24 protein-coding genes and 1 tRNA gene are annotated in these 25,320 nt (G+C 35.4%); 2 read left to right on the top strand and 23 right to left on the bottom strand.

Features of this window, described 5'->3' with window-relative positions:
* Positions 1-26: 26 nt before the first annotated feature.
* On the bottom strand, positions 27-1,463 hold the full coding sequence (pyk, locus tag X927_RS04370) for a pyruvate kinase (protein ID WP_103076923.1): 1,437 nt from the start codon (positions 1,461-1,463) through the stop codon (positions 27-29).
* A gap of 107 nt (positions 1,464-1,570) precedes the next feature.
* On the bottom strand, positions 1,571-2,539 hold the full coding sequence (pfkA, locus tag X927_RS04365; protein ID WP_103076882.1) for a 6-phosphofructokinase: 969 nt from the start codon (positions 2,537-2,539) through the stop codon (positions 1,571-1,573).
* 255 nt (positions 2,540-2,794) lie between these two features.
* Here pfkA and X927_RS04360 point away from each other — a divergent pair, with 255 nt between their 5' ends.
* A complete protein-coding gene (locus X927_RS04360; protein WP_169925131.1) occupies positions 2,795-3,262 on the top strand; it encodes a Fur family transcriptional regulator in 468 nt (155 codons plus the stop codon).
* Between the two features lie 72 nt (positions 3,263-3,334).
* Here the strand turns inward: X927_RS04360 and gcvPB are convergent, their stop codons facing one another.
* The 14 genes from gcvPB to X927_RS04290 form a co-directional block, all read right to left on the bottom strand.
* On the bottom strand, positions 3,335-4,771 hold the full coding sequence (gene gcvPB / locus X927_RS04355; protein WP_103076880.1) for an aminomethyl-transferring glycine dehydrogenase subunit GcvPB: 1,437 nt from the start codon (positions 4,769-4,771) through the stop codon (positions 3,335-3,337).
* Positions 4,768-6,114: an aminomethyl-transferring glycine dehydrogenase subunit GcvPA gene (gene gcvPA, locus X927_RS04350; RefSeq protein WP_103076879.1), complete on the bottom strand. Its 1,347-nt coding sequence runs from the start codon at positions 6,112-6,114 to the stop codon at positions 4,768-4,770. The genes gcvPB and gcvPA overlap by 4 nt, the downstream gene beginning before the upstream one ends.
* A gap of 65 nt (positions 6,115-6,179) precedes the next feature.
* Positions 6,180-7,289, bottom strand: coding sequence for a glycine cleavage system aminomethyltransferase GcvT (gcvT, locus tag X927_RS04345; RefSeq protein WP_483875169.1), 1,110 nt, complete (start codon positions 7,287-7,289; stop codon positions 6,180-6,182).
* A 354-nt stretch (positions 7,290-7,643) separates the two neighbouring features.
* Positions 7,644-8,315 carry a metallophosphoesterase family protein gene (locus tag X927_RS04340; protein WP_103076877.1) on the bottom strand — a complete coding sequence of 224 codons (672 nt, stop codon included), beginning with the start codon at positions 8,313-8,315 and terminating at the stop codon, positions 7,644-7,646.
* Between the two features lie 71 nt (positions 8,316-8,386).
* Positions 8,387-8,659 (bottom strand): HU family DNA-binding protein, encoded by a 273-nt coding sequence (locus tag X927_RS04335; RefSeq protein ID WP_103076876.1) that lies wholly within the window; start codon positions 8,657-8,659, stop codon positions 8,387-8,389.
* A 114-nt stretch (positions 8,660-8,773) separates the two neighbouring features.
* Positions 8,774-9,397: an RdgB/HAM1 family non-canonical purine NTP pyrophosphatase gene (gene rdgB / locus X927_RS04330; protein ID WP_103076875.1), complete on the bottom strand. Its 624-nt coding sequence runs from the start codon at positions 9,395-9,397 to the stop codon at positions 8,774-8,776.
* Positions 9,390-10,049: a ribulose-phosphate 3-epimerase gene (gene rpe / locus X927_RS04325; protein ID WP_103076874.1), complete on the bottom strand. Its 660-nt coding sequence runs from the start codon at positions 10,047-10,049 to the stop codon at positions 9,390-9,392. Before rpe ends, rdgB begins: the two co-directional genes overlap by 8 nt.
* 12 nt (positions 10,050-10,061) lie before the next feature.
* Positions 10,062-10,964 (bottom strand): ribosome small subunit-dependent GTPase A, encoded by a 903-nt coding sequence (gene rsgA / locus X927_RS04320; protein WP_103076873.1) that lies wholly within the window; start codon positions 10,962-10,964, stop codon positions 10,062-10,064.
* A complete protein-coding gene (locus X927_RS04315; protein ID WP_103076872.1) occupies positions 10,961-11,464 on the bottom strand; it encodes a PASTA domain-containing protein in 504 nt (167 codons plus the stop codon). The genes rsgA and X927_RS04315 overlap by 4 nt, the downstream gene beginning before the upstream one ends.
* Positions 11,465-11,469: 5 nt before the next feature.
* Complete coding sequence (gene rlmN / locus X927_RS04310; RefSeq protein WP_103076871.1) at positions 11,470-12,513, bottom strand: dual-specificity RNA methyltransferase RlmN; 1,044 nt, start codon at positions 12,511-12,513, stop codon at positions 11,470-11,472.
* A 163-nt stretch (positions 12,514-12,676) separates the two neighbouring features.
* A complete protein-coding gene (gene guaB / locus X927_RS04305; protein ID WP_103076870.1) occupies positions 12,677-14,128 on the bottom strand; it encodes an IMP dehydrogenase in 1,452 nt (483 codons plus the stop codon).
* A 202-nt stretch (positions 14,129-14,330) separates the two neighbouring features.
* Positions 14,331-14,406, bottom strand: a tRNA-Ala gene (locus tag X927_RS04300).
* A gap of 123 nt (positions 14,407-14,529) precedes the next feature.
* Complete coding sequence (locus X927_RS10240; protein ID WP_281255683.1) at positions 14,530-15,651, bottom strand: MBL fold metallo-hydrolase; 1,122 nt, start codon at positions 15,649-15,651, stop codon at positions 14,530-14,532.
* Positions 15,652-15,661: 10 nt separating this feature from the next.
* Positions 15,662-15,886: a hypothetical protein gene (locus X927_RS04290; RefSeq protein ID WP_103076869.1), complete on the bottom strand. Its 225-nt coding sequence runs from the start codon at positions 15,884-15,886 to the stop codon at positions 15,662-15,664.
* A gap of 299 nt (positions 15,887-16,185) precedes the next feature.
* Between X927_RS04290 and X927_RS04285 the strand changes: the two genes are divergently transcribed.
* Positions 16,186-17,286 carry a BMP family lipoprotein gene (locus tag X927_RS04285; protein ID WP_103076868.1) on the top strand — a complete coding sequence of 367 codons (1,101 nt, stop codon included), beginning with the start codon at positions 16,186-16,188 and terminating at the stop codon, positions 17,284-17,286.
* A 50-nt stretch (positions 17,287-17,336) separates the two neighbouring features.
* On the opposite strand, the gene X927_RS04280 is transcribed toward X927_RS04285, so the two are convergent.
* The 7 genes from X927_RS04280 to X927_RS04250 form a co-directional block, all read right to left on the bottom strand.
* Entirely contained in the window at positions 17,337-17,978 is a 642-nt protein-coding gene (locus X927_RS04280) for a protein-L-isoaspartate(D-aspartate) O-methyltransferase (protein ID WP_103076867.1), read from the bottom strand.
* Positions 17,978-20,221 carry a bifunctional dihydroorotate dehydrogenase B NAD binding subunit/NADPH-dependent glutamate synthase gene (locus X927_RS04275; RefSeq protein ID WP_103076866.1) on the bottom strand — a complete coding sequence of 748 codons (2,244 nt, stop codon included), beginning with the start codon at positions 20,219-20,221 and terminating at the stop codon, positions 17,978-17,980. Before X927_RS04275 ends, X927_RS04280 begins: the two co-directional genes overlap by 1 nt.
* 163 nt (positions 20,222-20,384) lie before the next feature.
* Positions 20,385-20,960 carry a nitroreductase family protein gene (locus tag X927_RS04270; protein WP_103076865.1) on the bottom strand — a complete coding sequence of 192 codons (576 nt, stop codon included), beginning with the start codon at positions 20,958-20,960 and terminating at the stop codon, positions 20,385-20,387.
* Positions 20,961-21,135: 175 nt separating this feature from the next.
* Positions 21,136-22,650, bottom strand: a complete 1,515-nt coding sequence (locus X927_RS04265) for an NAD-dependent epimerase/dehydratase family protein (RefSeq protein ID WP_103076864.1) — start codon at positions 22,648-22,650, stop codon at positions 21,136-21,138.
* A gap of 172 nt (positions 22,651-22,822) precedes the next feature.
* Positions 22,823-23,506 carry an RsiV family protein gene (locus tag X927_RS04260; protein WP_103076863.1) on the bottom strand — a complete coding sequence of 228 codons (684 nt, stop codon included), beginning with the start codon at positions 23,504-23,506 and terminating at the stop codon, positions 22,823-22,825.
* A 14-nt stretch (positions 23,507-23,520) separates the two neighbouring features.
* Positions 23,521-24,444 carry an L-lactate dehydrogenase gene (locus X927_RS04255; protein ID WP_103076862.1) on the bottom strand — a complete coding sequence of 308 codons (924 nt, stop codon included), beginning with the start codon at positions 24,442-24,444 and terminating at the stop codon, positions 23,521-23,523.
* Positions 24,445-24,585: 141 nt separating this feature from the next.
* Entirely contained in the window at positions 24,586-25,242 is a 657-nt protein-coding gene (locus tag X927_RS04250) for an MBL fold metallo-hydrolase (RefSeq protein ID WP_103076861.1), read from the bottom strand.
* Between the last annotated feature and the right edge of the window lie 78 nt (positions 25,243-25,320).

Genomic DNA, 25,320 nt, shown 5'->3' with positions numbered 1-25,320 from the left:
AAATTTTTACCAATACATCAATTATATCATACCTCATGAACCTTTAAAAGATTAGTTTTACTAGAGAAACCATAGGGAATTCCAGCCGTTACTATGATATTTTCTCCTGATACAGCAAAATCTAGAGATTTTACGATGTTGCTAACGCTCTCCAACATATTATCCGTGTCAGTAAACTTTTGCATAATAACAGGAGTGACTCCCCATACCAACGCCAATCGATGATAAGTAGTTATCCTTGGGGATGCAGCAACTATTTTCATATTTCTTCTGAATCTGGAAAGAGCTCTTGCCGTATAACCGCTATAAGTTGTTGCAACGATAACTTCGATACCCAGTTGCTCAGCAATTTTTATTGCGGACATTGTTATCGAATTGGTAGCAGGATCTCCTCCTCCATATGTTGAATAATCGAATTTGTAATAGTACTCTTCTAACATTTTTTCAGTTTCCTTTGCCACATTGGACATAACTTTGACGGCTTGCTCAGGGTATTTCCCAATCGATGTTTCTTCAGACAACATAACTGCATCCGTTCCATCTAATATAGCATTAGCAATATCAGTCGCCTCTGCTCTTGTAGGGAACGGATTATTAACCATACTTTCAAGCATTTGAGTTGCAGTTATAGCGGGCTTGGCCATTGTGTTTGCAATCTCTATAATTCTCTTTTGAAGCAAAGGTATTTGCTCGACAGGTGCTTCAACACCCAAATCTCCTCTTGCAACCATCACTCCATCAGCTTCTTCTATGATCGATTCAAGGTTGTCTAGAGCTTGTAATGTCTCAATTTTAGCAATTATAGGGAGATCGGGCATACCCAATTCGGTTAAAATTCTCCTCGTTCGAGTGATATCTTCAGCTTTCCTAACAAAAGATTGAGCAATATAATCTACGTTCCACTCTACAGCCTTGTTCAGATACTCCATATCTTTTTCTGTTAAAGGTGGTAGGCTGATATCTATTCCAGGAACGTTTATCCCTCTTCTGTGGGTGATAGCGCCACCGGTTACAACCTTTGTTACAATCTCTTTTTCATTGCTGCTAATGACTACAAGTCGAATCTTTCCATCATCAAGAAGAATAAAATCTCCTTTTTTAACTTCTTTAGGTAATTCTTTATAATTTATACTCACCTTTTCTTTATTGCCAACGATCTCCTCGGTTGTCAAAATAAATTTTTGATCTTCTTCCAAGACTACTTCATCTGTCTCAAATCTACCCGTTCGAATCTTAGGACCTTCTAAATCAAGTAAAATAGCAAAAGGTATATTCATCTCTTTTCGTATCTTCTTTATTAGATTTACCCTTTTCCCATGATCAACAATGGTATCGTGAGAAGTATTCAATCTGGCTACATTCATTCCAGCGTTTATTAATTTTTTAATCATTGTTTCATCTTCTGTAGCTGGACCAATTGTACAAACGATTCTCGTCTTTTTATTTTCTATTTTTTCGTTCATAACCATCCTCCTAAAAAATGCGGAACTTTTGGGTGTTTCTTCCCAAATTACATCTTTTTTAGATTCCATGCCTTAGGAATTTTCAAGGGGTTTACCCCTTGAATACCCTATGATAAAACCCCCGCCAACTTCACAATCTCCATATCCAAAGTATTATTTTCTGAAAGTACTTTTTCAAGAGGTGTTCTAATTAAAGCATTTTTACTCAAGCCCACCATCACGTCAAAATCTCCGTCTTTAATTGCTTTTACTACTTCGTTTCCCATTCTTGAAGCCAAAATTCTATCGAATGCCGTGGGGGAACCCCCTCTTTGAATATGACCTAAAATTGTTATACGCGTTTCGAAACCAATTCTATTTTCTAAATGTCTGGCAACTGTATAAGCGCTGGCAGATCCTTCCGCAACAACGACTATTGAATTAATCTTACCCCTTTTTCTTTCATCCCACATTTTTTCTGCTAAAGCATCGTAATCCGTGGGAACTTCTGGTATTATTATGGCTTCCGCACCTATAGCAAGACCTGACATCAACGCTATGTATCCAGATGTTCTCCCCATAACTTCAACAATAAATGCTCTTTCGTGGGAAGATGCGGTATCTTTTAGCTTTTGCATGGCATCAACCACTGTGTTAAGACAGGTGTCAACACCAATACTCATATCTGTATAAGCGATATCGTTATCTATAGAAGCTGGTACACCTATGACAGATATCCCTTGTTCTTCTGATAGCAACTTTCCCCCGGTAAGACTCCCATTTCCTCCAATTATAACCAACACATCTATACCTAAGTCTTTCAATATGTCCGCAGCTTTTTTTCTAACCTCGGGAACTTTAAATTCTGGTACCCTTGCTGTCCTTAAGACGGTTCCCCCTCTTTCCATTATTCCACCAACATCTGCATATGTAAATTTTTTATAATCTTTATCCAATATTCCAGCGAATCCTCTCAAAAACCCATACACTTCAATATTTTCCACAACTGCGCTTCTGGTAACAGCCCTAATAACAGCGTTCATTCCGGGGGCATCTCCACCACTGGTAATTAAACCAATTCTTTTTACCTCACTCACTATATCCCTCCTAAAAAAAACTTTTATTATTTATACTTCCTTTAGAAATTCTAAAACTTTCTTTAGTGCCCCTTCGCCCCGCTCCGCACCCCTTAGGATATGAGGTCATTACCCTTCGCTCCCAACCCTTTAAACTACCTTTTTATTATATCACTTGTTTTTTGACACTATTGTTAATTTCACTATAATTCATATATTTCTTTAAAATCTTGTGTTATAATTAAAAAATAGAATCTTTAAACTAAGGTGGTAGAGTTGGAAATTAAGTATGATAAAAACAGAATAATTAAAATATTAAAAGATAAAAAAATCAAAGTTACTCCAAATAGATTTAAAGTGGCCTTTGAGCTTTTTAACTCTGACGAACATCCATCAGTTGATGAATTGCATCAAAAGTTAGTAAAAAGTAATGAAACTCAGATTTCTTTTACTTCAGTGTATAACATTGTAAAATTATTTGAAAGCGCTGGACTAGTAAAAGAAATTTTAATTGAAAATAAAATCCATTACGATTCTAACATCACCCCTCATGCTCATTTTATTTGCAAAAATTGTGGAAAAGTGCAGGATATTGAGTTAGATAAACTAAATTTCTTAGATGAAAAGGAATTAATTAATTTTAAAACTTTTACTGAAGAAGAATTAAAAGACAATAAGATCGACTCTGTTGAAATTAATTTCTTTGGAATTTGTGGAGAATGTTTAAAGGAAGAAAAAGAGTGAGGCGTAAATCGGTGTTTCTGCCTCACTGTTTTCTAATATTAAATAAAATAAATATGTTTAACTTATCAAAATTTAATCAAATTTCACGTTGAGTTCTTTGTTTGCTTTTACTTCGTCTAATCTTTTGATAGGTAAAGTCAATGGAGCTTTCTTTAACTTATCTGAATCCTTTCTGGCTTCTTCTAAGATTTTCTCGTATATAGCAGCAACTTCATCCAATGTTTCTTTGCTTTCGGTTTCGGTTGGTTCAATCATCATTGCTTCATCAACTATCAAAGGAAAATAAACTGTTGGAGGATGCATGCCATAATCTAAAAGTCTTTTTGCAAAATCCAATGTGCTTACACCATAATCTTTCAACGAAGTACCTTTTATTACAAACTCATGCTTACAGACATCTGGATAAGCAACGTCTAAAAATTTTGATAACTTCTCTTTCAAATAATTCGCATTTAAAGTGGCTAGCTCACTTGCCTTCTTTAAACCTTCTTTGCCCATTGATAATATATAAGTATATGCTTTTACTAGTACCGAGAAATTACCGTAAAAGCTACGTACTTTTCCAATACTTTTAGGAATATCGTAATCAAAATAATATTCTCCACTTTCTTTCATACCCACAACAGGTTTCGGCAAATACTCTTTTAAAAAAGATTTTACCGCTATTGGCCCACTCCCAGGTCCCCCCATTCCATGAGGGGTAGAAAATGTTTTGTGGAGATTTAGATGGACAACATCAAAACCATTATCCCCAGGTCTTACTTTACCCATTATTGCATTTAAATTCGCTCCATCGTAGTACAACAAGGCGTTGTTTTTATGCATCAAATCAGATATCTTTAGAATATCTTTTTCAAACAATCCCAAAGTATTTGGGTTTGTGAGCATAATTGCAGCAGTATTTTCATTCACTAAAGATTTCAAATGATCTAAATCAACTCTTCCTTCATTATTCGAATTAACTTTAATTACTTCAAATCCTGCCATTACTGCAGATGCCGGATTCGTACCGTGGGCGGAATCTGGGATGATAACCTCATTTTTATGACCTAAATTATTTTCTTGTAGATATTTTTTGATAACAAGCATTCCTGTGAGCTCCCCATGGGCACCAGCAGCAGGCTGTAGGGTAACATGATCCATCCCTGTTATCTCTTTGAGAAATTCTTGTAATTCATACATCAATTCCAACGCACCTTGTACGGTCCTTTCCTCTTGATAGGGATGAAGGTATTTGAATCCATTCAAGGCTGCAACCTCTTCATTCAAAAAAGGATTGTATTTCATTGTACAAGAACCCAAAGGATAAAAACCTCTATCAACCGAATGGTTTAGACTGGCTAATTGATTGTAGTGCCTAACTATATCAACTTCGTAAAGTTCTGGTAGATTCGGAGCTTCATTTCTAACTAAATGTTCTGGAATATCTATCTGAGATTCTTTGACATCCAATTTGGGAAGTGAAAATGACTTTCTCCCGCTAACTGATTTTTCAAATATCAATTTCATGACAATCCCTCCAAGAAAGAACATAAAAAGTCGATATCTCTTTTTTTAGTCAGTTCTGTCGCGCAAAACAGCACATTATTCCCCATTTCTTCATAAAAGTTCTTCAGTATCAAAGGTCCAAAATAATGTTGCTCCAACAGTTTTTCGTTGAGAAGTTCAGGATCTATTTTACTTTCTAATACAAACTCGTTAAAAAAAGGGCCATCAAATACAGGTTTAAATTTTTCAGTCTCTAGCAATTTTTTTGCTAAATAATGGGCCTTATGATAATTCTGAAGAGAAACTTCTCTTATCCCTTGCTTCCCCATCACATTCAAGTACAAAGAAGCCAAAAGAGCGTTGAATGCATGATTTGAACATATATTGGAAGTAGATTTTTCCCTTCTTATATGTTGTTCTCTTGTCTGCAAAACCATGCAAAATCCTCTTTTACCGTCTTGATCTACGGTTTCTCCAATGATTCTGCCAGGCATCTTTCGGATATAATTTTTTTTGGAAGCAAAGATTCCTAAACCCGGTCCCCCAAATGAAGGTGTATTCCCTAAAGATTGACCTTCTCCTACTACTATATCCACCCCAAATTTCCCAGGAGCTTCTAACAACCCTAAAGAGATTGGATAGGTGACTACAATGAAAACAACATCGCTAGGAACCTTTTCTCTTATCGCTTTTAAATCTTCTATTACACCTAAAAAGTTTGGATATGAAACTACAACACAAGATGTTTCTTCGGTGATTTTAGAAGTTAAATCAGCTAGATCTAATTGACCCGTTTCAGATAAGTAATCGATTTGCTCTATATTCATCCCTTGCACTTCAACATAGGTTTTTGACACTTCTTGATACTCGGGATGAACCAATTTTGACATTAAAACATGGTTTTTGCCATTAATTCTTTTTGCCATTAAAATAGCCTCACCTAAAGCAGAAGCACCATCATACATAGATGAATTAGAAACTTCCATCCCTGTAAGATTGCAGATCTGAGTTTGATACTCATAGAGTATTTGGAGGGTACCTTGAGAAACTTCGGCTTGGTAAGGCGTATAAGCGGTTAAAAAATTCCTGTTTGACGCTAAAGGATATATTACAGAAGGAATATAATGATTGTAAATGCCCGCACCTCTAAAAATACCGTATTCTTCTATATTTTTATTCATTTGCGATAAATCGGTTAACCTTTCTTTAACTTCTATTTCGCTCAAACCCGAAGGGATATTCAACTCACCTTTGAACAGTGCTGGAATATCTTGATAAAGTTCGTCGATATCTTTTATTCCCAAAAAAGCAAACATTTCTTCTATGTCTTTTTGGGTATGGGGTAAATATGGAAAATCATTCATTATAATATCTCACCTCTTTTTATTATTCTTATAAAAGTTTATATAGCGCCCCTTCGTCCCCATTTTTATTTTGTGCTTTTTACACTTCCTTTATAAAACGGAGTTTTTACAACCTCAGCTTCTAATAATTTGTTTCTTGCCTTTATACTAACCATGGTCCCAGATTTCGAAAATTCTTTACTTACATAGCCTAAGGCTAAATTCTTCCCTAAAGTAGGAGACTTTACACCACTTGTCACAAACCCTATCTTTTCATTGTCTTTGTAAATTTCATACCCATGCCTAACTGGCATCTTGTCGTGTATTTCCATACCAACTAATTTTCTTTTGATTCCTTCTTCTTTTTGTTTCAGTAAAGCTTCCTTACCAATAAATTCTTTATTAAAATCGACAGTCCATCTTAAGCCTGCCTCCAACGGTGTAGTATTTTCATCCATATCGTTGCCATAAAGGAGCATTTTAGGCTCGAACCTTAAAGTGTCCCTGCTTCCCAAACCACATGGTTTCCCATCAACCTCTTTAGCAAGTTGTATAAGTTTATCCCAAACTTTAACAACGATTGTTGGAGATAGATATAATTCAAAACCATCTTCACCTGTGTATCCTGTCCTTGATAAGATTATTTCTTCTCCTTCTAGTTGTATAACTTCAAAAGAATAATATTCTATACTATCCAGATCAATATCTTTAAGATATTTTTGTAGTTGATCCTGAGATTTTGGACCTTGAAAAGCTATTTGACAATACTCATCACTCTTGTTAATAATATCAACATTAAAAGAGGAAGCTTGTGTTTTTACCCATTCAAAATCTTTTTGAGTATTAGAAGCGTTGACTACCAACAAGATCTTTTCTTCGTTGAATTTATAAGCGAGAAGATCATCTAAAATACCACCATCCTCGTTACACATAGGGGAGTACACTATTTTGCCATTGGGTACCCTTTCCACATTATTTGTAATCAAGTAATTTACAAATTTTTGAGCATCTTTCCCTTGCACAAATAATTCACCCATATGAGATACATCAAAAACTCCAATACAATTTCTTACGGCGTTATGCTCATCAATAATAGAAGAATACCATAACGGAAGCTCCCACCCTACAAATTCTCCCATCTTGGCTCCAAGTTCTATATGTCTTTCATAAAGCGGCGTCTTTTTAAGTTCTGACAAAGTGTTTCCTCCTTTCTCAAGTTCTCTAATTATAACTTTTGCTGTGCTAAAATCCTTATCTTCAACATACAAATCATAAATTGCTCCCTCACCGAAGTACTCTCCCCCTATTCCTATGGGAGATTTTAAGAATACTTGTATACCATTATCTTCCAAAATTTGCTTCAAAATCTGGCTTTGGGAATAATTGCAATAATCTTTTATTTTTTTCAGCATTGTCTCACACCTCTCAGAGGAAAGATAATATTCAGCTTTAATTATATCACTCTTTGAAAAAGTTAGAAAGTCGAAGTATTTTCAATTAGAAGGATTTAAAGACAATTAAAGGCGATTAAAGAAGTTTAAATCAATTTTTCAAAAAGACTGTAAAACTACATGTTTATTATCCTCGGTGATTCCAAACGCCGTCAACTTCCCACCGTACACACATCCCGTATCTATATCTACACTTATTATTTTCTTATTATTATCTCGCTTCACAAAGATTTTATCTTCACCTGTTAGATACAATGTTGGAGTGTGTCCATGAATAACGGTGTAATTATAATACCTTTCAGACATACTTAAAAATTCATCTCTTATCCATAACAAATCCCATTTATCTTGTTTGGAAAGTGGTTTTTCTGGATTTACTCCGGCATGTACAAATAAATATTTCTCATCTCTTACTTCTATCTCACAATACAAAGGTAGCTCTTTTAAAAAGTTTATGTACTCTTCCTCAATATTGTTATTGAAACTTCTTATTGTCGATAAGGCACCATTGTAAAACCAGACACCTTCACCATACTCATGAGTTTTTTGGTAATAGTCGACCATCATATCGTCATGATTTCCTTTTAGAAAGATACGATTCCTCTGTTTGCTTAAAGTAATCAAAAGATCCAATACTTTTTTTGAATCAGGCCCTCTATCCACATAATCACCAAGAAAAATCATCGTGTCAGAATCTTTGATCTGTGTTTGTTTTAAAAGCGAAATTAAAGTATCGTACATACCGTGGATATCCGAAATTGCCCAGATCACTTGAAACCCTCCCATGTGATCACGTCTTTATCATAAAAAAATGGGCAGGAAGCCTGCCCATTTTTTGGAATTTACTTCACCATATCTTTTAATTCTTTACCGGGAACAAATTTTGGAACCATCTTTTCTGGAATCTTAATAGCTTTTCCAGTTTGTGGGTTAACACCTTTTCTCGCTGCTCTTTTCTGAACTTTGAAAGTTCCAAAACCAACTAACTTAACCTCTTCACCCTTACTTAAAGCCTCAGACACTACATCAACAAAAGCATCAATATAACTTTCTGCATCTTTCTTTGTTACGTTAGCTTTCTTTGCGAAAGCATCAACTAAATCCTTCTTATTCACAAACATTCCCCCTTTCACAAATAAAGATTCTTAAATCATCATTCTACAGAACTTCAACGCAATTATACCATAAAACCAAAAAAATATCCACTTTTGAATCTACACAATAAAAAATTATTCCTTATTGCCTAATATTTTAGCACTTTTTAAAAAAATAAGCAACTTTTTTATGGCTTTTGCCCTATGACTTATCCTATTTTTTACATCTTTGCTTAATTCTCCAAAAGTATAATTGTATCCATCAGGAATAAAAATGGGATCATAGCCAAAACCATTCTTACCCCTTATCTCAAATGCTATTTTACCATAAACTTCTTCTTGACAAGTTACTAAAAAATTTTTCTGTGGATCAAAATACGTCGCCGCACAGGCAAAATAAGCGGTTCTATCTTTTTTATTTTCCAGCATTGATAACAATTCCTTCATCTTCTGCTCATAAGGCTCATTTTCCATGAACCTTGCAGAGTTTACGCCGGGGAATCCTCCAAGAGAGATTATAGACAAACCAGAATCATCCGAAAAAACTGGTTTTTTTATTAATTTTGAATAAGCCCAAGCTTTAATGACAGAATTTTCTACATAAGTTTCACCATATTCTTCTACTTCAAAATCATCTTCTTTTATCTCATCAAATATATATTTAACAGTGATACTTCCATTTATATCAATATTTTGAAGGATTTCATTGATTTCTCTTACCTTGTTTCTATTTGATGTAGCCAAATACACCTCACTCAAAATCTCCAGCCACCTTTTTTAGTTCGATTATCTCTTGTGAAGGATTTTCGGAATAAAACACACTCGCACCAATGATGAAAGTGTTAACACCACTTTGGTGAAGTAACCCAATGTTCTGTTTATTCACTCCTCCGTCAACCATTATTTCAACATTCAGTCCCTTTTCATCTGAAATTTTTCTTAATTTTCTTACTTTTTTGTAAGTGCTTTCTATAAAATGTTGCCCAGTAAATCCTGGATTAACAGACATAATCAATACTTTATCGACATACGGAAGAATTTCTTCCAAAAGTGACACGGGAGTATGCGGATTTAAAGTTACACCCGCGTCGCACCCCAACTCTTTGATCCTTAATATGGTTCTATGTAGATGTACCACCGCTTCATAATGTACCGTTATGCTATTCACATACTTAGAAAATTCTTCTAAATATTTATCTGGTTCAACGATCATCAAATGAGCATCCAAATATATATCTTTAAATTTTTTTCTAATCGATTCCACGATTGGAAAACCAAAAGTAATATTTGGAACAAACACTCCATCCATAATATCAAGATGTATTCCATCAGCTTTTTTAGAAACTTTCTCTATCTCTTGAGCTAAATTCAAAAAATCAGCAGCTAAAATGGAAGGATATATTTTTATCAAACTGAAACACCTCTATTGTAATTTTAGTGAACTATCTTCTATTTCTTCGTATATTTGACAATAATTGGTATACCTGCTAAATGAAATTTGTCCCTTTTCCACAGCCTCTTTAACTGCACAACCAGGTTCAACCGTATGAGAACAGTTAGAAAACTGGCAAAAACCGTCGAATTCCAAAAACTCTTTGAAATAACGCCTTACTTCATCTTTTTTTATTCCCCTTAACTCTAAACTCGAAAAACCAGGTGTATCAACTATATATCCTCCAAAATCAAAATAAAGAAGTTCAGCATACGTTGTAGTATGTTTACCTCTACCTAATTTTTTGGAGATTTCTCCTTCTCGAAGTTTCAATTTTGGGTCTAAAACATTCAATAAACTAGACTTTCCAACTCCAGAAGGGCCTGCGAAGGTCGATACTTTGTTTTTTAAATAGGACTTTAATCTATCTAAATTATTTTTCGTTATTTTCGATGTGGGAATTACAGGATAAATTTTACCATATATTTCTATAAATCTTTCCATTTCTTTTTTTTCTTCTTCGTTGACAAGCAAATCTGTTTTGTTTAACACTATGACTATATCCAGATTTTCTTTTTCAGCGAGAACTATGATTTTATCGATTACTATCAAATCTACTTTAGGTTCTTTAATTGACGTAACTAAAACAAGCTGATCCAAGTTAGCAACCCTGGGCCTGTACAATTCATTTTTTCTCTCTAAAATGTTTTCAATTCTTCCATAACTATAATTTTGGTCCTTAGAATACTCTACATAATCGCCAACAATTGGTCGAATCTTCTGTAATTTAAATCTGCCAGGTAGGAAACAGTTAACTTTTTGATTAGTTTCCAAATCTTGAACGGATACCATATCCGAATGAAATCTAACAACTATACCCCTTCTCCAACTCATTGATTACTCCCTTCATATTCACCAATATAGAGAATCACCTTTTCTCCATTATAATTATTTCCTGGTGTTGGAGACATGTTCAGTACTACATCATTATCTTCAGGTTTATAAGTTAATTGATTTCTAATTTCAAAAGTTATGTTGTATTCACTTAGAAACTGTTGTGCTACTCCAGACGGTATTCCAATCAGATCAGGAATCTTCAGAGTATTCATCTCTCTAAGTTGAACTATTACATGATGACCCTCTTTTACCTTTGTACCAGGTTCAGGATCGGTATACAAAACTTTTTCTCCGTTACCTACTACGTTTGGAATTAAATTTAATTCCTCTAAAGAAGAAACTGCTACTTTTTTATCTTCTCCAATCAAATAAGGAATCTCCACCGTATTCGAACTATTGACAAAAACTGTCATGAAAAAAAAGGCGAGTATTCCCGCGGCAACTATTCCTAGAATAAAAAATATCAAATTTTTTATTAATTTCCTTATTTTAATCATTATTTTCACCTATTAACTTCTTTTAACTCTCTGGTCCTTAATTGACCACAAGCAGCTGATATATCGCTACCTTTCTCGGCACGTATAACAGCATCAATTCCATTCTTTATAAGAGTATCTAAAAAAGCCTGAATAAATCTTTTCGAAGGCTTTTCAAACCCTGCTGGATTTGCATTGACAGGAATTAAATTAACCATCACTTTCAGGTCACCAAACAGTTCAACTAATTTTAAGGCATCTTCTTTTGAATCATTAAATCCTTTTATCAAAATATACTCAAAAGTGACCCTCTTTTTTGTTTTTTCCTGATAAATTCGGCATGACTGAATCACCTGCTCTACAGGATACTTATGATTTATTGGCATTATTTGATCTCTTTGAAGATTCGTTGGTGCATGAAGCGAGACAGAAAGCCGAAACTCTTTGCTCAAATCACCCAGTTCTTCAATTTTGTGAGGTATTCCGGCAGTTGAAATGGTTATATGTCTTGCTCCTAACTTTTTCATCTTTGGATGGTTTAAGATCTCAACGCTTTGAACAACGTTGTTAAAATTCAATAATGGTTCACCCATTCCCATGTATACAACGTTTTTTACATCCATCTCTTTATCTTTTTCCATAGCTAACAATTGACCAATTATTTCACCTGTCGATAAATTTCTAACGTAACCGCTTTGTCCTGTAGAACAAAATGAGCATTTCAAAGGACAACCAACTTGTGTTGAAATACATGCGATCGTTCTTGAAGGATAGTAAATAATTACCGCTTCAACCGTGTTTCTATCCTCTAACTCCAAAAGATACTTAGTAGTTCCATCTATCTTTGATACCTGTTTTTTAATAATATGAGGAATAGATATTTTAAAGTTATCACTGAGTTTTTGTCTATCGTCTTTAGATAAATTAGTCATTGATTCAAAATCAAAAACTCTTTTCTTATAAATCCAATCACAAATTTGATCAGTTCTGAACTTTTCAAGTCCTAATTCATTGAGCAAATAACTTTGCAAATCTGAATATTCAAAATCTAAAATGTTTTTTGTTTGCATATAACTTCCTCTCCATTAAAATATACTCATTAGAAACTTTATTTTAGCGCCCCTTTGCCCCGCTCCCCACCCGTGAGGATAAAAGAATTTTTATCCCTTGACCCCGCTGCCAGCCCCTTTAAGCAGGTGAAAGATCAGCCTACTATCCGTCATAAATCAATAACTAAGATGAAAAGAAATAATTTGGAGCTTCACGTGTGATTTTTACATCATGTGGATGTCCTTCAGTTATACTTGCCGTAGTAATTTTTATAAATTTAGCCTTTTGCTGTAATTCCTTGATATCACTTGCACCAACATATCCCATTCCAGCTTTGACTCCTCCAACTAATTGTATTATAACATCTTTTACCTCACCTTTGTATGCTACCATAGCTTCAACACCTTCTGGCACAAGCTTCTCATTTGGTGTCTCTTCTTGAAAATATCTATCTTTGCTCCCTTTTTCCATTGCTGCTATTGAACCCATCCCTCTGTATGTTTTAAACTTCCTGCCTTGATAGATTACCGTTTCGCCAGGTGCTTCTTCAGTACCTGCAAAAATACTTCCCATCATCACAGTAGAAGCCCCTGCTGCTAAAGCCTTAACGATATCACCAGAATATCTTATTCCGCCGTCAGCTATAACAGGGATATTGTATTTATTCGCTTCTTCTGAAACCTTCATAATTGCAGTTAATTGTGGTACCCCAACCCCAGAAATAACTCTCGTAGTACATATAGAACCTGGTCCAATTCCAACTTTTACTGCATCGGCTCCACTTTCTATTAACATCTTGGCAGCTTCAGCAGTGGCTATATTTCCAGCAATTACAGGGAGTTCTGGAAATCTTTTTTTTATCTTTTTTAAAATTTCAATAATATTTTTTGTATGTCCATGTGCGGAATCTAAAACGACAAAATCAACCCCCGCATTCACTAATTCTTGCGTTCTTTGTAAACCATCTGAAACACCAACAGCAGCTCCAACAACTAAACGCCCTTTATCATCTCTAGTTGCGTTTGGGTTTTCGATTACAGAAGTAATATCCTTTATTGTTATTAAACCCTTTATATGTCTTTTATCATCTACAATAGGCAATTTCTCTATCTTATTCTGATGAAGTATCTCTTTTGCTTCTTCCAAAGATATATGTGAACCAGCTACAACTAAATTTTCGTAGGGAGTCATCAATTCTTTGGCACTTTTTTCCATATTTTGCTCGAATCTAATATCTCTATTGGTCAATATTCCTAAAAGAACTTTATCATTATCCACAACTGGCAATCCGCCAATTCTGTACTCTCTCATGATCTTTTCAGCTTCTTTAACGGTTGTATCGGGAGTAATTGTAATGGGATCGTATATAATCCCGTTCTCTGTCTTTTTTACCTTTGAAACCTCGTAGGCTTGCTGTTCAATCGACATATTTTTATGAATAACCCCAACGGCACCTTCTCTTGCCATGGCTTTTGCCATTTGAGATTCACTCACAGTATCCATAGCTGCAGAAAGAAAGGGGATTTTTAAATGGATATTTTTTACTAAACGAGATGTTGTATCAACCCTACTCGGTACAACTTCACTATACTGTGGTAGTAACAACACATCATCAAAAGTGAGATACTCTTCCATTTCTCTGCCTCCTTACCCTGGTGAATATTATCTTTAAAAAATTGGGTTAGTGCCCCTTCGCTGGGGCCTTGCCCTGTAACCCATTTAAAATTATTTAGTTTTTAAAATATTTATTCTATATAGGTTTGCGCTCTTTCACCCCACAGACCACCCATGATGAAAGATTTAATATATAAAAAATGAGGGAATATTTCCCTCATATTGGTGGAGTCGATGGGACTTGAACCCACGACCTCTACCGTGCCATGGTAGCGCGCTCCCAGCTGCGCCACGACCCCATAAATATAAAAACTTCATCTGAGCATAAAAATTATAACATAAGTAATCTCTTTTTTCAAGCATTTTTTTTAACATAAAATCACAATTTACAACTATTTTTTATTATTATAGTCGACAAAACCTTAGAATTCAACCCTACTTATTAGTATCCCTTCTGCATCGTATAGGGCTGCAATATCTCCATCGTTATTCCAAATATAAGCTCCTGTCCATTTTAAATTAGTTGGAGGTTCATCTATTGCGTTACGGCCTGACAAAATATTCACACATTTTCCAGCTTTAAGTATATATCCATCTGGAAAATTAAACTTTTGGTTTCCAACTTCGCTAACCAAAACCCATCCTGTTAAATCAACGTCTTCGTCAGTCTTGTTACAAATAGTGACCTTCTCATCAGACACATCTAAGTTCGTAATCAATATAGAAGTTTTTTGTGGTGCTGATTCTTGAGCATCTTCCATAAAATTAACAGTGTTAATTGGTTCAACGTTAAAATTTATTTTATTCCCATCACTAATAGCTATAATATGTCCCTGCAAATCTGTACGAAAAAGATCTACCTTATACATTTCCAATCTTTCTAATATTTCCTGTGCTGGGTGACCGTAATTATTATTTTTACCAACAGATATAACCGCATATTTTGGATTAACTTCTTTTAAAAACTCTTGCGAGGTCGAAGAATTGGATCCATGATGGCCAACCTTAAGAACATCTGCATTTAAAAACATACCGTTATCTATCATATCTTTTTCAGAAATTCTATCGGCATCTCCAGTGAAAAGATAAGAAGAAATTCCAAAATCTAACTTCATAACAGCACTCCAAGAATTAAGATCTGTTCCATAATTTTTCACCGGTCCAAGAAGATACACATTACTGAATGAAGGGCAACCTATAACTGCCGCTAAAGCAGGGTTAATTAAAGTAATCCCAGCCTTAGTTGTTTTAATGTAGGTTCCTTCGTTTCTCACTTCTAAGACAAAATCATTATAGGTTTTCGTGGTGTGGGAAACATCCGGGGCATACACATTTTCAACTTCAAAAGCTTTTAAAACATCATCTAACCCACCTATATGGTCTGCATCAGGATGAGTAGCTATCAAATACTCTATATCATCAACATCTTGGGATTTGAGGTAAGTAACTACATCGTCACCATACCAATTATTACCACCGTCAATTAAAATATCAACATTATTCGGTAATTTTATATAAACTGAATCACCTTGGCCAACATCAATAAAATGAACTTCAACATTTGAAGTTTTTAGGAAAAGATATGCCTGATTTTTCTAAAAATGGCAAATAATCTTCAATAAGCTCTATTAAATTTTTGGTATATTTGACTTTCCAATAAATTAGTTCATTTGTTTGATAACTGCTAACGTAATTCCAGATAAAGCTTGGAGAATTAAAAGATAGAGAAAGGGAAAATGGAAGAAGTAATATACAAAATATCAATAGAACCTTTTTCATAAGCATCTCCTCACTACTTTTCTTATTATATTTTTACTATCTTTAGGAACTTTAAAACATGCATTAGCACCCCTTCGCCCCGCTTCCCACCCATGAAGATAAAGGATCTTTATTCTTCATCCCAGCTCCGCATTCGTAAGGAAAAGGAGTTTTTAACCTTCATTCAAACTCCCCATCCTTTATTTAATTCTTTTTTATATTATATCATCAAAATATCATTAAATCATAAAATTACTCTTCGTAAAACTTTAAAACATAAATATGCTATAATATTATAAACCACATAGGAGGCGATTTTTATGAAAAAGTACCTAAGTGTTTTCTTTGTTGTTTTGTTCTTATTTTCTACTATTTTTGCTTTCAAAGTAACCATGGTCACCGACGTAGGAGGATTAGGAGACAAATCTTTCAACGACGGAACATGGCAAGGCGTTTTAAGAGCAAGGGATGAATTAGGGGTAGAAATCGCAGTAATCCAATCATCTGAACAAACTGATTATTTACCAAATCTATCTAACGCTGCAAGAGATTCAGACGTTGTAATAGCCGTGGGCTTTATGATGACAGATGTTTTGTTCAACGTAGCTCCTCAATTTCCTGATGTTTATTTTGTAGGGATAGATATCGAACCATCTCCTGGACAAATAGTCCCTTCAAACGTAGTTTGCTATGTTTTCAACGAGCATGAATCAAGCTTCCCGGCAGGTTATTTGGCTGCAATGATGACCAAAACAGGAAAAGTAGGGTTTATAGGAGGTGTTCCTGTTCCTGCCGTCACCAAATACGAAGCTGGCTACGCAGCAGGGGTTAAAGTATACAATGAATTACATAACGAAGATGTCCAAGTCATATCAGGTTATGCGAACACATTCAACGACCCTGCTTTAGGAAAAAGTTTAGCCCTAACACAGATGGAAAACGGTGCAGATATTGTTTTTCATGCGTCTGGGCCAACGGGTAATGGGGTAATTGATGCTGCTAAAGAAAAAGGAAGTAATCTATACGATCTACCCAAAAACGCCCCTTTAGAGCAAATCATCGACAAATACTATGAATTAGAAAAAAACTACTTTGCAATAGGTGTGGATGTAGACCAAGATTACATGGCTCCGGGTTACGTATTAACAAGTGCAATGAAAAGGGTTGACACAGCTGCTTTTGAGGGCATTCAAGCCTCCATGTCCGTTAGAACATTTGAATCTGGTGTCTTTAGATTAGGCATGAAAGAAGACGGAGTAAGTATAACGCCAATGAAATACACAAGAAGCATGGTACCCATTAGATACTTTGTAGAAATCGAATATCTAAAAAAATTGATAAAAGAAGGCAAATTGATAATACCATCAGATCCTTCCCAAATTGGATCATTTGAAGTTCCTGAGATAACTTTCCCATACTAATAATAAAATATCCCGCTTTTCGCGGGATATTTTATTATTAACAAACAGTCTCACCAACCATATTCACCTATTAAAGGCACAAACATACAACCATCAGAGTATTCAACCTTCATATTTCCATCCTCTAACTTAGTTATTTTATGTAAACGTTGAAAGGTTCTAGAGCCAATTGGAATTACCATTCTTCCACCAACTTTTAGTTGAGAAAACAAAGGATCAGGAACTTTTGGAGCTGCCGCTGAAACTATGATTCCGTCAAACTCAACCTTTTCTTTTGTCCACCCTTTTGTTCCATCCCCAACCTCTAAAACAATGTTTTTATATCCTAATTCTTCAAATTTACTTTTTGCTCTTTGAGCTAATATTTCATTCCGTTCTATCGTATAAACAAAACGTGCTATCTCTACCAGTAAAACCGTTTGATAACCAGAGCCCGTACCTATTTCTAAAACTACGTCGTTTTCTTTTAACTCTAATAATTGAAGCATTAAGCCGATTATATAAGGCTGAGAAATAGTTTGCCCTTCGCCAATAGGCAAAGGGCAATCATCATATGCAGACCTCTCAAGATTTTTTGGAACAAACAAATGTCTTTTAACCTTCAAAAAAGCATTTAGAACCTTTTCATCGCTTATGCCTCTTCTTTTTAACTGATACTCAACCATCATTCTATTTTCTTCCTCAAAATCCATCAAAATTTTCCTACCTTCGATGAAATATATTCATCTATTGCCTTAGCAGCTCTTTTACCTGCACCCATTGCCTCGATAACGGTTGCTGCACCTGTAACTATATCTCCACCTGCCCAAACTCCTTCAACAGAAGTAGCACCGGTAACGGGATCTGCCTCTATATAACCCCATTTATTCAGTTTCAATTCAGGAAATGCGTTGAGTAATACCTTGTTTGACTCTTGACCTATAGCAACTATAAAAAGATCTGCGGGTATTTCAACATAACTATTTTCAATGGGGATTGGTCTTCTTCTACCAGAAGAATCGGCTTCTCCCAGTTTCATCTTTTGACAGACAACACTTGTCAATTCTCCCTTTTCGTTTCCTTTACACTCTATTGGATTAGTCAGCCACATAAAATTGATTCCCTCTTCAACGGCGTTTTCATATTCTTCTTTTCTTGCTGGCATCTCTTCCTCCGATCTTCTATACACCACTGTTACGGTTTCGGCACCAAGCCTTAACGCCGATCTTGAAGCATCCATCGCGACGTTGCCTGCACCAACTACTACCACATGTTTGCCTACCTTAACGGGAGTATCAACCAAAGGGAACTCATAGGCTTTCATCAAATTCACCCTTGTTAAGAATTCACTTGAGGAGTAAACCCCATTCAAATTTTCTCCTGGGATATTCAAGAATCTGGGGGTTCCCGCACCTGTTCCTATAAATATAGCGTCGAACTCTTCTCTCATTTCATCTATTGTAATTGTCTTTCCTACAACAACATCCGTCTCAATTTCCACTCCTAATGATTTAACATATTCGACTTCTTCAAAAACTATCTCTTTTGGAAGCCTAAACTCAGGGATACCATAAGTCAGAACTCCTCCTGGTTTGTGTAAGGCTTCAAAAATTTTTACGTAATATCCCATCTTTGCCAAATCTGCTGCCACCGTTAGTCCCGAAGGTCCTGCACCTACAACAGCAACCTTCCCTTTGATATTGTTTTTAGACACTTGGATATCATTCTTTTCACTTTTTCTTTGAACTCTTTCCCAATCCGCCACAAACCTTTCTAATCTACCTATGGCAACTGGTTCAAAAGCACCTGATTTACCTAAGGTACATGCACCTTCACACTGATTCTCCTGCGGACAAACCCTTCCACAAATAGACGGTAAATTGTTGTAACTCTTCAGTATTTCTGCAGATTTGGCAAGATTACCTTCTCTCAACTCTCTTATAAAACCTCTTATATCCACACCAACAGGACATCCGGTTATACAATTATATGCACTATCAGGACATTGTAGGCATCTATCGGCTTCCATCATAGCCTCTTCTAAACAATAACCATATGCAACCTCTTGAAAGTTGTGCTTTCTCTCTTCGGGAGGTTGTTTTTTCACAGGAACTTTATTCCTCAAAATCTTTTTTGGACGTTTTTTCTTTTTTTCTTCTAAAGACTCCTTTTCCTCGACTTTGTACTGCCCCAGTCTCTTTAACAATTCATCCCATTCAACGAGCTCACCTTCAAATTCAGGACCATCCACACAGGCAAATTTAACGCTATCTCCAACTGTTACCCTACAACCACCACACATTCCTGTTCCATCTACCATAATTGGGTTCAAAGACACTATTATTGGGAAACCAAGTTCTTGAGCGGTCTTTGTAGCAAATTTCATCATTATAACTGGTCCGATAGCCCAAGCCTTATCTATTTTTTCTCCATCTGAAACTACCTTTTTCATGCCATCGGTAACCAAACCTTTCATACCTTTTGATCCATCATCTGTGGTTACTATCAACTTATCAGAAAGCTGTGAAAACTCATCTTCTAAAATTAAAAGATCCCCGGTTCTTGCTCCCATAATCGATATTACCCTGTTGCCTTTTTCTTTCAACGCTTTTAAAATAGGTAAAATTGGAGCAACACCAATACCTCCACCAATCAATAATACCGTCCCATAATAATCGATTTCTGAAGGGTTACCCAAAGGTCCTACAACATGGGCAAAGGAATCTCCATTTTCAAAAGTTGCCATTTTCTTCGTACTTTTACCAACCACCTGAAATATGAGTCTTATCTTATCTTCAGTTTTATCCACTATAGTTAGAGGAATTCTTTCTCCTTCTTCTTCTGCTATAACTATAACAAACTGACCAGGTTGTGCATGTGCTGCTATCTTTGGTGCTTCAACCCAAACACTGTACACATCTTGAGCTAACTTCTTTTTCTCGGATATTTCGAACAAAATTTCCACCCCTTTTTAATTTTTTTCTATGTTTCTATTGAGATATTCTTGCAATCATTCGTACGACATTGGTTTAATATTCTCCGACATTTATAACTCTTTTAGTATCAAGGTTATTTTGAGCCATTTGTTGTCCTCCTATGTTCCTCACCAATAATTATAATCAAAATTTATCAAAATGAATAACCTTTTCAAGAGGCCGTTTTGGAACGTGGAAATTGCTGTTCTCGTCTATATAATATTTAACCGTCTCATCGTTATCCTCTGCAAAAGATTCATGCCCTTTATAACCTAAGGGAATTACTGTATCGATCTCATAGCCATCAGGGACGTTTAGAATTTTTCTTACATTTTCCCTGTTGATGGTAACGATAGGGCATCCACCTATACCTTTTGACCATGCAGCTAACAAGATATTTTCAAAGGCAGCTCCTATATCGTGACCAATCCATTTCGTGGCTCTATGTTTGTTGACTAAAATAAAAATGTATGCGGTTGGCTTTTCTCCTTCTTTAGGAGTCCCTTTTGGGGATATGTAGCTAGCCCAACCTAAATTTTCAAAGACTTTATCGCAAATTTCTTTATCTTTTACAACTATAAACTCTAATGGTTGTTTATTTGAAGCGCAAGGGGCTAACTTTGCACAATCTACTAACTCTTTCAATATTTCATCATCGATGGGATCTTGCTTGAACTTTCTGATGCTTCTTCTTTGTTTGATTATTTCTATTACATCCATGTTGTTGTTTTCCCTCCATTAATTATTTTATTTTTGAGCTCATATATTTATAATTCCCAAAAGGGCACTTCATTCAATACCAATAATATATTCTCACTAACAAAGCTTCTTTCTTCACAATGATATCTACTATTTTATAGTCAGTCGCACGACTTTTCCAAATTATTTTTAAGTATCACTCACAACCAAGTTCATTCACAATCTTCGGATACATTCTACTTGGTTCATCCTTGCTGTGCAGTGGATACCATACTTGAGCAAAAAACTCACTTCTCTTGGCGAGTTCGTGATAGTTCCAGCTTTCTCGCTCACACTGAGGACACCAATGCCCTCCTTCCAAGACAAGCTTTGGACTTGCCTCAAATACATGACCAAAAGCACATTTAAATAAAAGCTTTGTTTGCATGTCTCCTTTAGTCATATGCTGAGACAAACATTCACCGCCTCGAAACCGAGCTGCCTTTTTTATATCTGTGATATCCAGACTGTTTTCGGGTTTTGTTTCATCATAGCCAGGGTCTATGTGTACCACTCTATCATAATCTGTATAAGGTTTAAAGACTTTCATGCTTGGAGATATTGCCTCTCTATGCTCCTTTGAAATGAAAAACGGCTCAATATACTCGAGTTTATTGTTTTCCACCCAATTCAACGGACCATGGTCTGTTCTCGCTATTTTCTCAAACTTCTTTCTTGTGATTTTAACTACAAGTTTCTGATCACCTGGAATTTTCGTGATGATTTTTGCGACTTTTATGGCTCTTGCGTTTTCCCCTCGATAAAGATCAAAAAAGTATTCTGAACCTTGGCTCCTGAAATTCATGTATTCCTCCAACTTATCAGAATCGAGAAAATAACCACCATGAAAATTTCGGATTGCAAACCAATTAGCATCAATCACGTATTCAAGTTTAGTTATACCCATCATCTCAAACATTTTTTTAAACATCTGGTAAGTACTGAGCCTACAACGCTCACCACCACCTATATTATAAATATGTCCCCAAAAATCTTCTGGTAAATCCTCACAAACATTTTTAAGAAGAACACCAGAGTCCTGATCACTAACATATTCTAGCACATTATTTAAGGGATTATGAAATATGATACCATCCTTAATTTCGACCATATGGGATGAGAAAATTCCTGTTTGCCTCAAAGATACCCAATACTTCAATCCGGATTCGATCACGGCTCTTTCCGCTGCCACTTTTGAAACAGCATAATAATCATGAATACTAGGCTTTATGGGATCGCCCCTACTGATCCAGTGAATAGGAGGCATTCTATCACCGTATTCGGCAACGGTTCCGATATATACTAACTTTATCTTATTTCTATTAGGACTTTCTTTTATTGCACGAATGATATTAACCGTCGAACCATAGTTAACCTTCATTGTTTGTTTAGGATAATAGTCAGCCTCGGGAGATACCAAAGCTCCTACATGTAAAACTATGTCCGAACTTTGAACACATACTTTTACATCCTCATAATTAGTCAAATCACCCCAAACAATCTTCAAATTTCCCAATCCTACATACTGCTTGAGCATTTCTTTATCCTTTACTAATGGTCTTACCAAAATAACTACATCAAATTTTTCCGGTTCTTTCAACAACTCTTTTAACCCACAAGAACCCATCACCCCTGTAGCACCTGTAAGAAATACTTTTTTCTTTTTTGCCATATGCTCGTTCCCCTTTTATAACCAAGAGCTTGTTGGTTACCTTCCAAAACGGTGAGGTTCAGCAATTGTAATAGCCTTTAGGATAATAATTATCGTCATTTATTCTTTAGGGTTTGTTACACCAAAAAGGGGCTAATGTTTCCTTGTTTCTTGGTAAATAGTTATAAAAATCCTATTGAATTTCTATGCCTAATTCTTTAAGGGGTATTTTGAACTCTCTTATACCAGATGAATATGGGGCAATTTCATAAAGCTGGTAGATTATTACCAGATCTTCATTTGTAATATAATAATCTCTATCATACCCTATCGTGTCTAGAGTTTCATCAACATTAAAATAAATTTTAGGGTCTGAATTTATTTCTTCGATTATGGTTTCTTTGATTATTTGAAAAGATTCACCTGTGTCGTCACTATATAAATCTAAGAAATCGTATAGATTGAGGAATTTACTGAGAGTTAGATCATAATTGTACGTTTCTCTCGTAGTCATTGGATGAGCTTGTAGATAAACAAAAGAAAAATAGTCCGCATAAAAGCTCACAAAACTATCTGAAACAAATCCAACTTCTGATTCTATTATCACTTCAACGTAAGGTCCTTTAGAATCCTCTGTACTATTTCTAAAGCTATAAGACTCATCGAGATATTCACTTAAGAAATCTTCAACATCTTTTGCTAAGTAACTATTTAAAAGAAAGGCACTTGGTGCATCCTTTGTACCGTAAAAAAATGGAATACTTACCCTTCCACTTAAGTTTTCCGTTAATTCTGACGATAGGGTTACATATTCGATTGAATAGAGAGTCATAGAAAACAGTATAAGCAACAAAAATATACTTAAAGACTTTTTCATAGTCGCTCTCCCCCTTAAAGCAAGTTTTTGATTGATTCAAGATACTCTTTGATTATATTTTTTGAACTTTCAAACTTTTCTGTTTCCTCATCATTCAAAGTTATATCGATAGTTCGTTCCACTCCGTCCTTGTTTATAACCGCTGGATACCCTATGTACATATCATCCAACAACACGGAAGGGGTATATACCCTACCTTCATTCTTAATTATCGATTCTACCAGTGCAGTTGTTGCTGAAGCTATTCCATAATTGGTTGCACCTTTTTTGCTTATTATATTGTAAGCAGAATTTTTTACATCTTCAAAAATCTTACTCAGATCTTTATTACAGTTATCTTTGTACGGGCAATTACGGCAAAAACCTTTAATTGGAACACCTCCAATCATTGCCGAACTCCAAGCCGCTAACTCTGAGTCACCATGTTCCCCTATTATGTAGGCGTGAACACTCATTGGAGAAACCCCACAATTTTTACCTATTAAGGCTCTCAGCCTTGCAGTGTCCAATATAGTTCCAGTTCCAATTACCCTCTTAGATTCAAAACCAGTTACTTTCCATACCACATAGCTCATAACATCAACAGGGTTAGTAATATTTATTATCAACGCATTTGGAGCATATTTTTTTATGTTCTCTGAAATGCCTTTTATTATTTTAGCATTTTTTATGGTCAAATCTAACCTTGTTTCGCCAGGCTTTTGTGCGGCTCCTGCTGTAATAATTACTATATCGCTTCCTTCTATATCGCTATACTCCCCAGCCCTTATGGTCATTCTTTTGTGAAAAGTTGTAGCATGTAATAAATCCAATGCTTCACCTTCAGCCATTTCTTTGTTGAGGTCGTAAAGAACGATCTCGTCAGCAACCGCTGCGTTTATTAAAGCAAAAGCGGTACTTGAACCCACTCTTCCCGTTCCTATTATGCTTATTTTCAAAATTGTATCCCTCCAATTTTCGTTTTTTTACAATCTTTGGAATTCCTAAATTTAGCAACTATTTAAACAAACAAAACCTAATTTGATGAAAATCCAGAAATCACTCATAATTCTTACCACTAATTAATTCTTTCAAATTTTTTAAATTTCAATAACCTTTCCTGCACCACCTTCTATATACGCTTCTGGAAAAAGCTTTTTAATATCTTCTTTGTGTTGGGTACAATGTGTTGCACAAATTAGTTTTAAACCTTTCAAAGATTCTGCAGGTGTTCCGTGTAACCCCCCAATTATTCCATAGACATCTCCAAATGTTGAAGCGGTTTTCAATATATTTTCCATCTTTGGATGAGAGCATCCAGCTATTACTATTATTCCTTTTTCAGTTTTTACACAAAGAGATTGTTCTATCCCTTCTAATTCTCCAGTGGAATAAATGCCTTCATGTATTTCAGTAAGACCTTTTATGGTAATAACTTCTTTTGCATTTTTCACTCCCCTAAAAGATGGAGGAACGTAAACCGTTACATCGGGGTTTTTTGAGAGAAAACCCGACAAACCGCCCACATGATCATAGTGGTTGTGAGATATAAAAACCTCGTCTATTGTAGTTGGATCAACTCCTAACTTTTTCATGTTGTTTAACAAAATCTCTCCACTTCCACCGGTATCGAAAAGTATCTTAGGTGCTTTTTCTACTTCAATCAAAGCAGAAAATCCCCAATTAGCTTGGAGATCTTTATCATACACTGTATTATCGTATAAAATAGTAACTTTCAATTGTTTATTTTCTGCCATTGTTGTTCCCCCTCTCATATAATTTCTTTATCATTAGAAATTCTAAAACTTGTTATAGCGCCCCTTTGCCCCGCTCCC

It is taken from the genome of Petrotoga mexicana DSM 14811 (assembly GCF_002895565.1).
Taxonomy (GTDB): domain Bacteria; phylum Thermotogota; class Thermotogae; order Petrotogales; family Petrotogaceae; genus Petrotoga; species Petrotoga mexicana.
The sequence above is the reverse complement of the archived record's forward strand: the minus strand, read 5'-3'. Positions and strand labels throughout refer to the sequence as shown.

Coding starts and splice junctions, on each gene's coding strand:
- pyk (WP_103076923.1), bottom strand. CDS start 1,463: ATGAACGAAAAAATAGAAAATAAAAAGACGAGAATCGTTTGTACAATT.
- gcvPB (WP_103076880.1), bottom strand. CDS start 4,771: ATGAAATTGATATTTGAAAAATCAGTTAGCGGGAGAAAGTCATTTTCA.
- gcvPA (WP_103076879.1), bottom strand. CDS start 6,114: ATGAATGATTTTCCATATTTACCCCATACCCAAAAAGACATAGAAGAA.
- rsgA (WP_103076873.1), bottom strand. CDS start 10,964: ATGAGTTGGAGAAGGGGTATAGTTGTTAGATTTCATTCGGATATGGTA.
- X927_RS04315 (WP_103076872.1), bottom strand. CDS start 11,464: ATGATTAAAATAAGGAAATTAATAAAAAATTTGATATTTTTTATTCTA.
- rlmN (WP_103076871.1), bottom strand. CDS start 12,513: ATGCAAACAAAAAACATTTTAGATTTTGAATATTCAGATTTGCAAAGT.
- guaB (WP_103076870.1), bottom strand. CDS start 14,128: ATGGAAGAGTATCTCACTTTTGATGATGTGTTGTTACTACCACAGTAT.
- X927_RS04290 (WP_103076869.1), bottom strand. CDS start 15,886: ATGAAAAAGGTTCTATTGATATTTTGTATATTACTTCTTCCATTTTCC.
- X927_RS04285 (WP_103076868.1), top strand. CDS start 16,186: ATGAAAAAGTACCTAAGTGTTTTCTTTGTTGTTTTGTTCTTATTTTCT.
- X927_RS04280 (WP_103076867.1), bottom strand. CDS start 17,978: ATGGATTTTGAGGAAGAAAATAGAATGATGGTTGAGTATCAGTTAAAA.
- X927_RS04270 (WP_103076865.1), bottom strand. CDS start 20,960: ATGGATGTAATAGAAATAATCAAACAAAGAAGAAGCATCAGAAAGTTC.
- X927_RS04265 (WP_103076864.1), bottom strand. CDS start 22,650: ATGGCAAAAAAGAAAAAAGTATTTCTTACAGGTGCTACAGGGGTGATG.
- X927_RS04260 (WP_103076863.1), bottom strand. CDS start 23,506: ATGAAAAAGTCTTTAAGTATATTTTTGTTGCTTATACTGTTTTCTATG.
- X927_RS04250 (WP_103076861.1), bottom strand. CDS start 25,242: ATGGCAGAAAATAAACAATTGAAAGTTACTATTTTATACGATAATACA.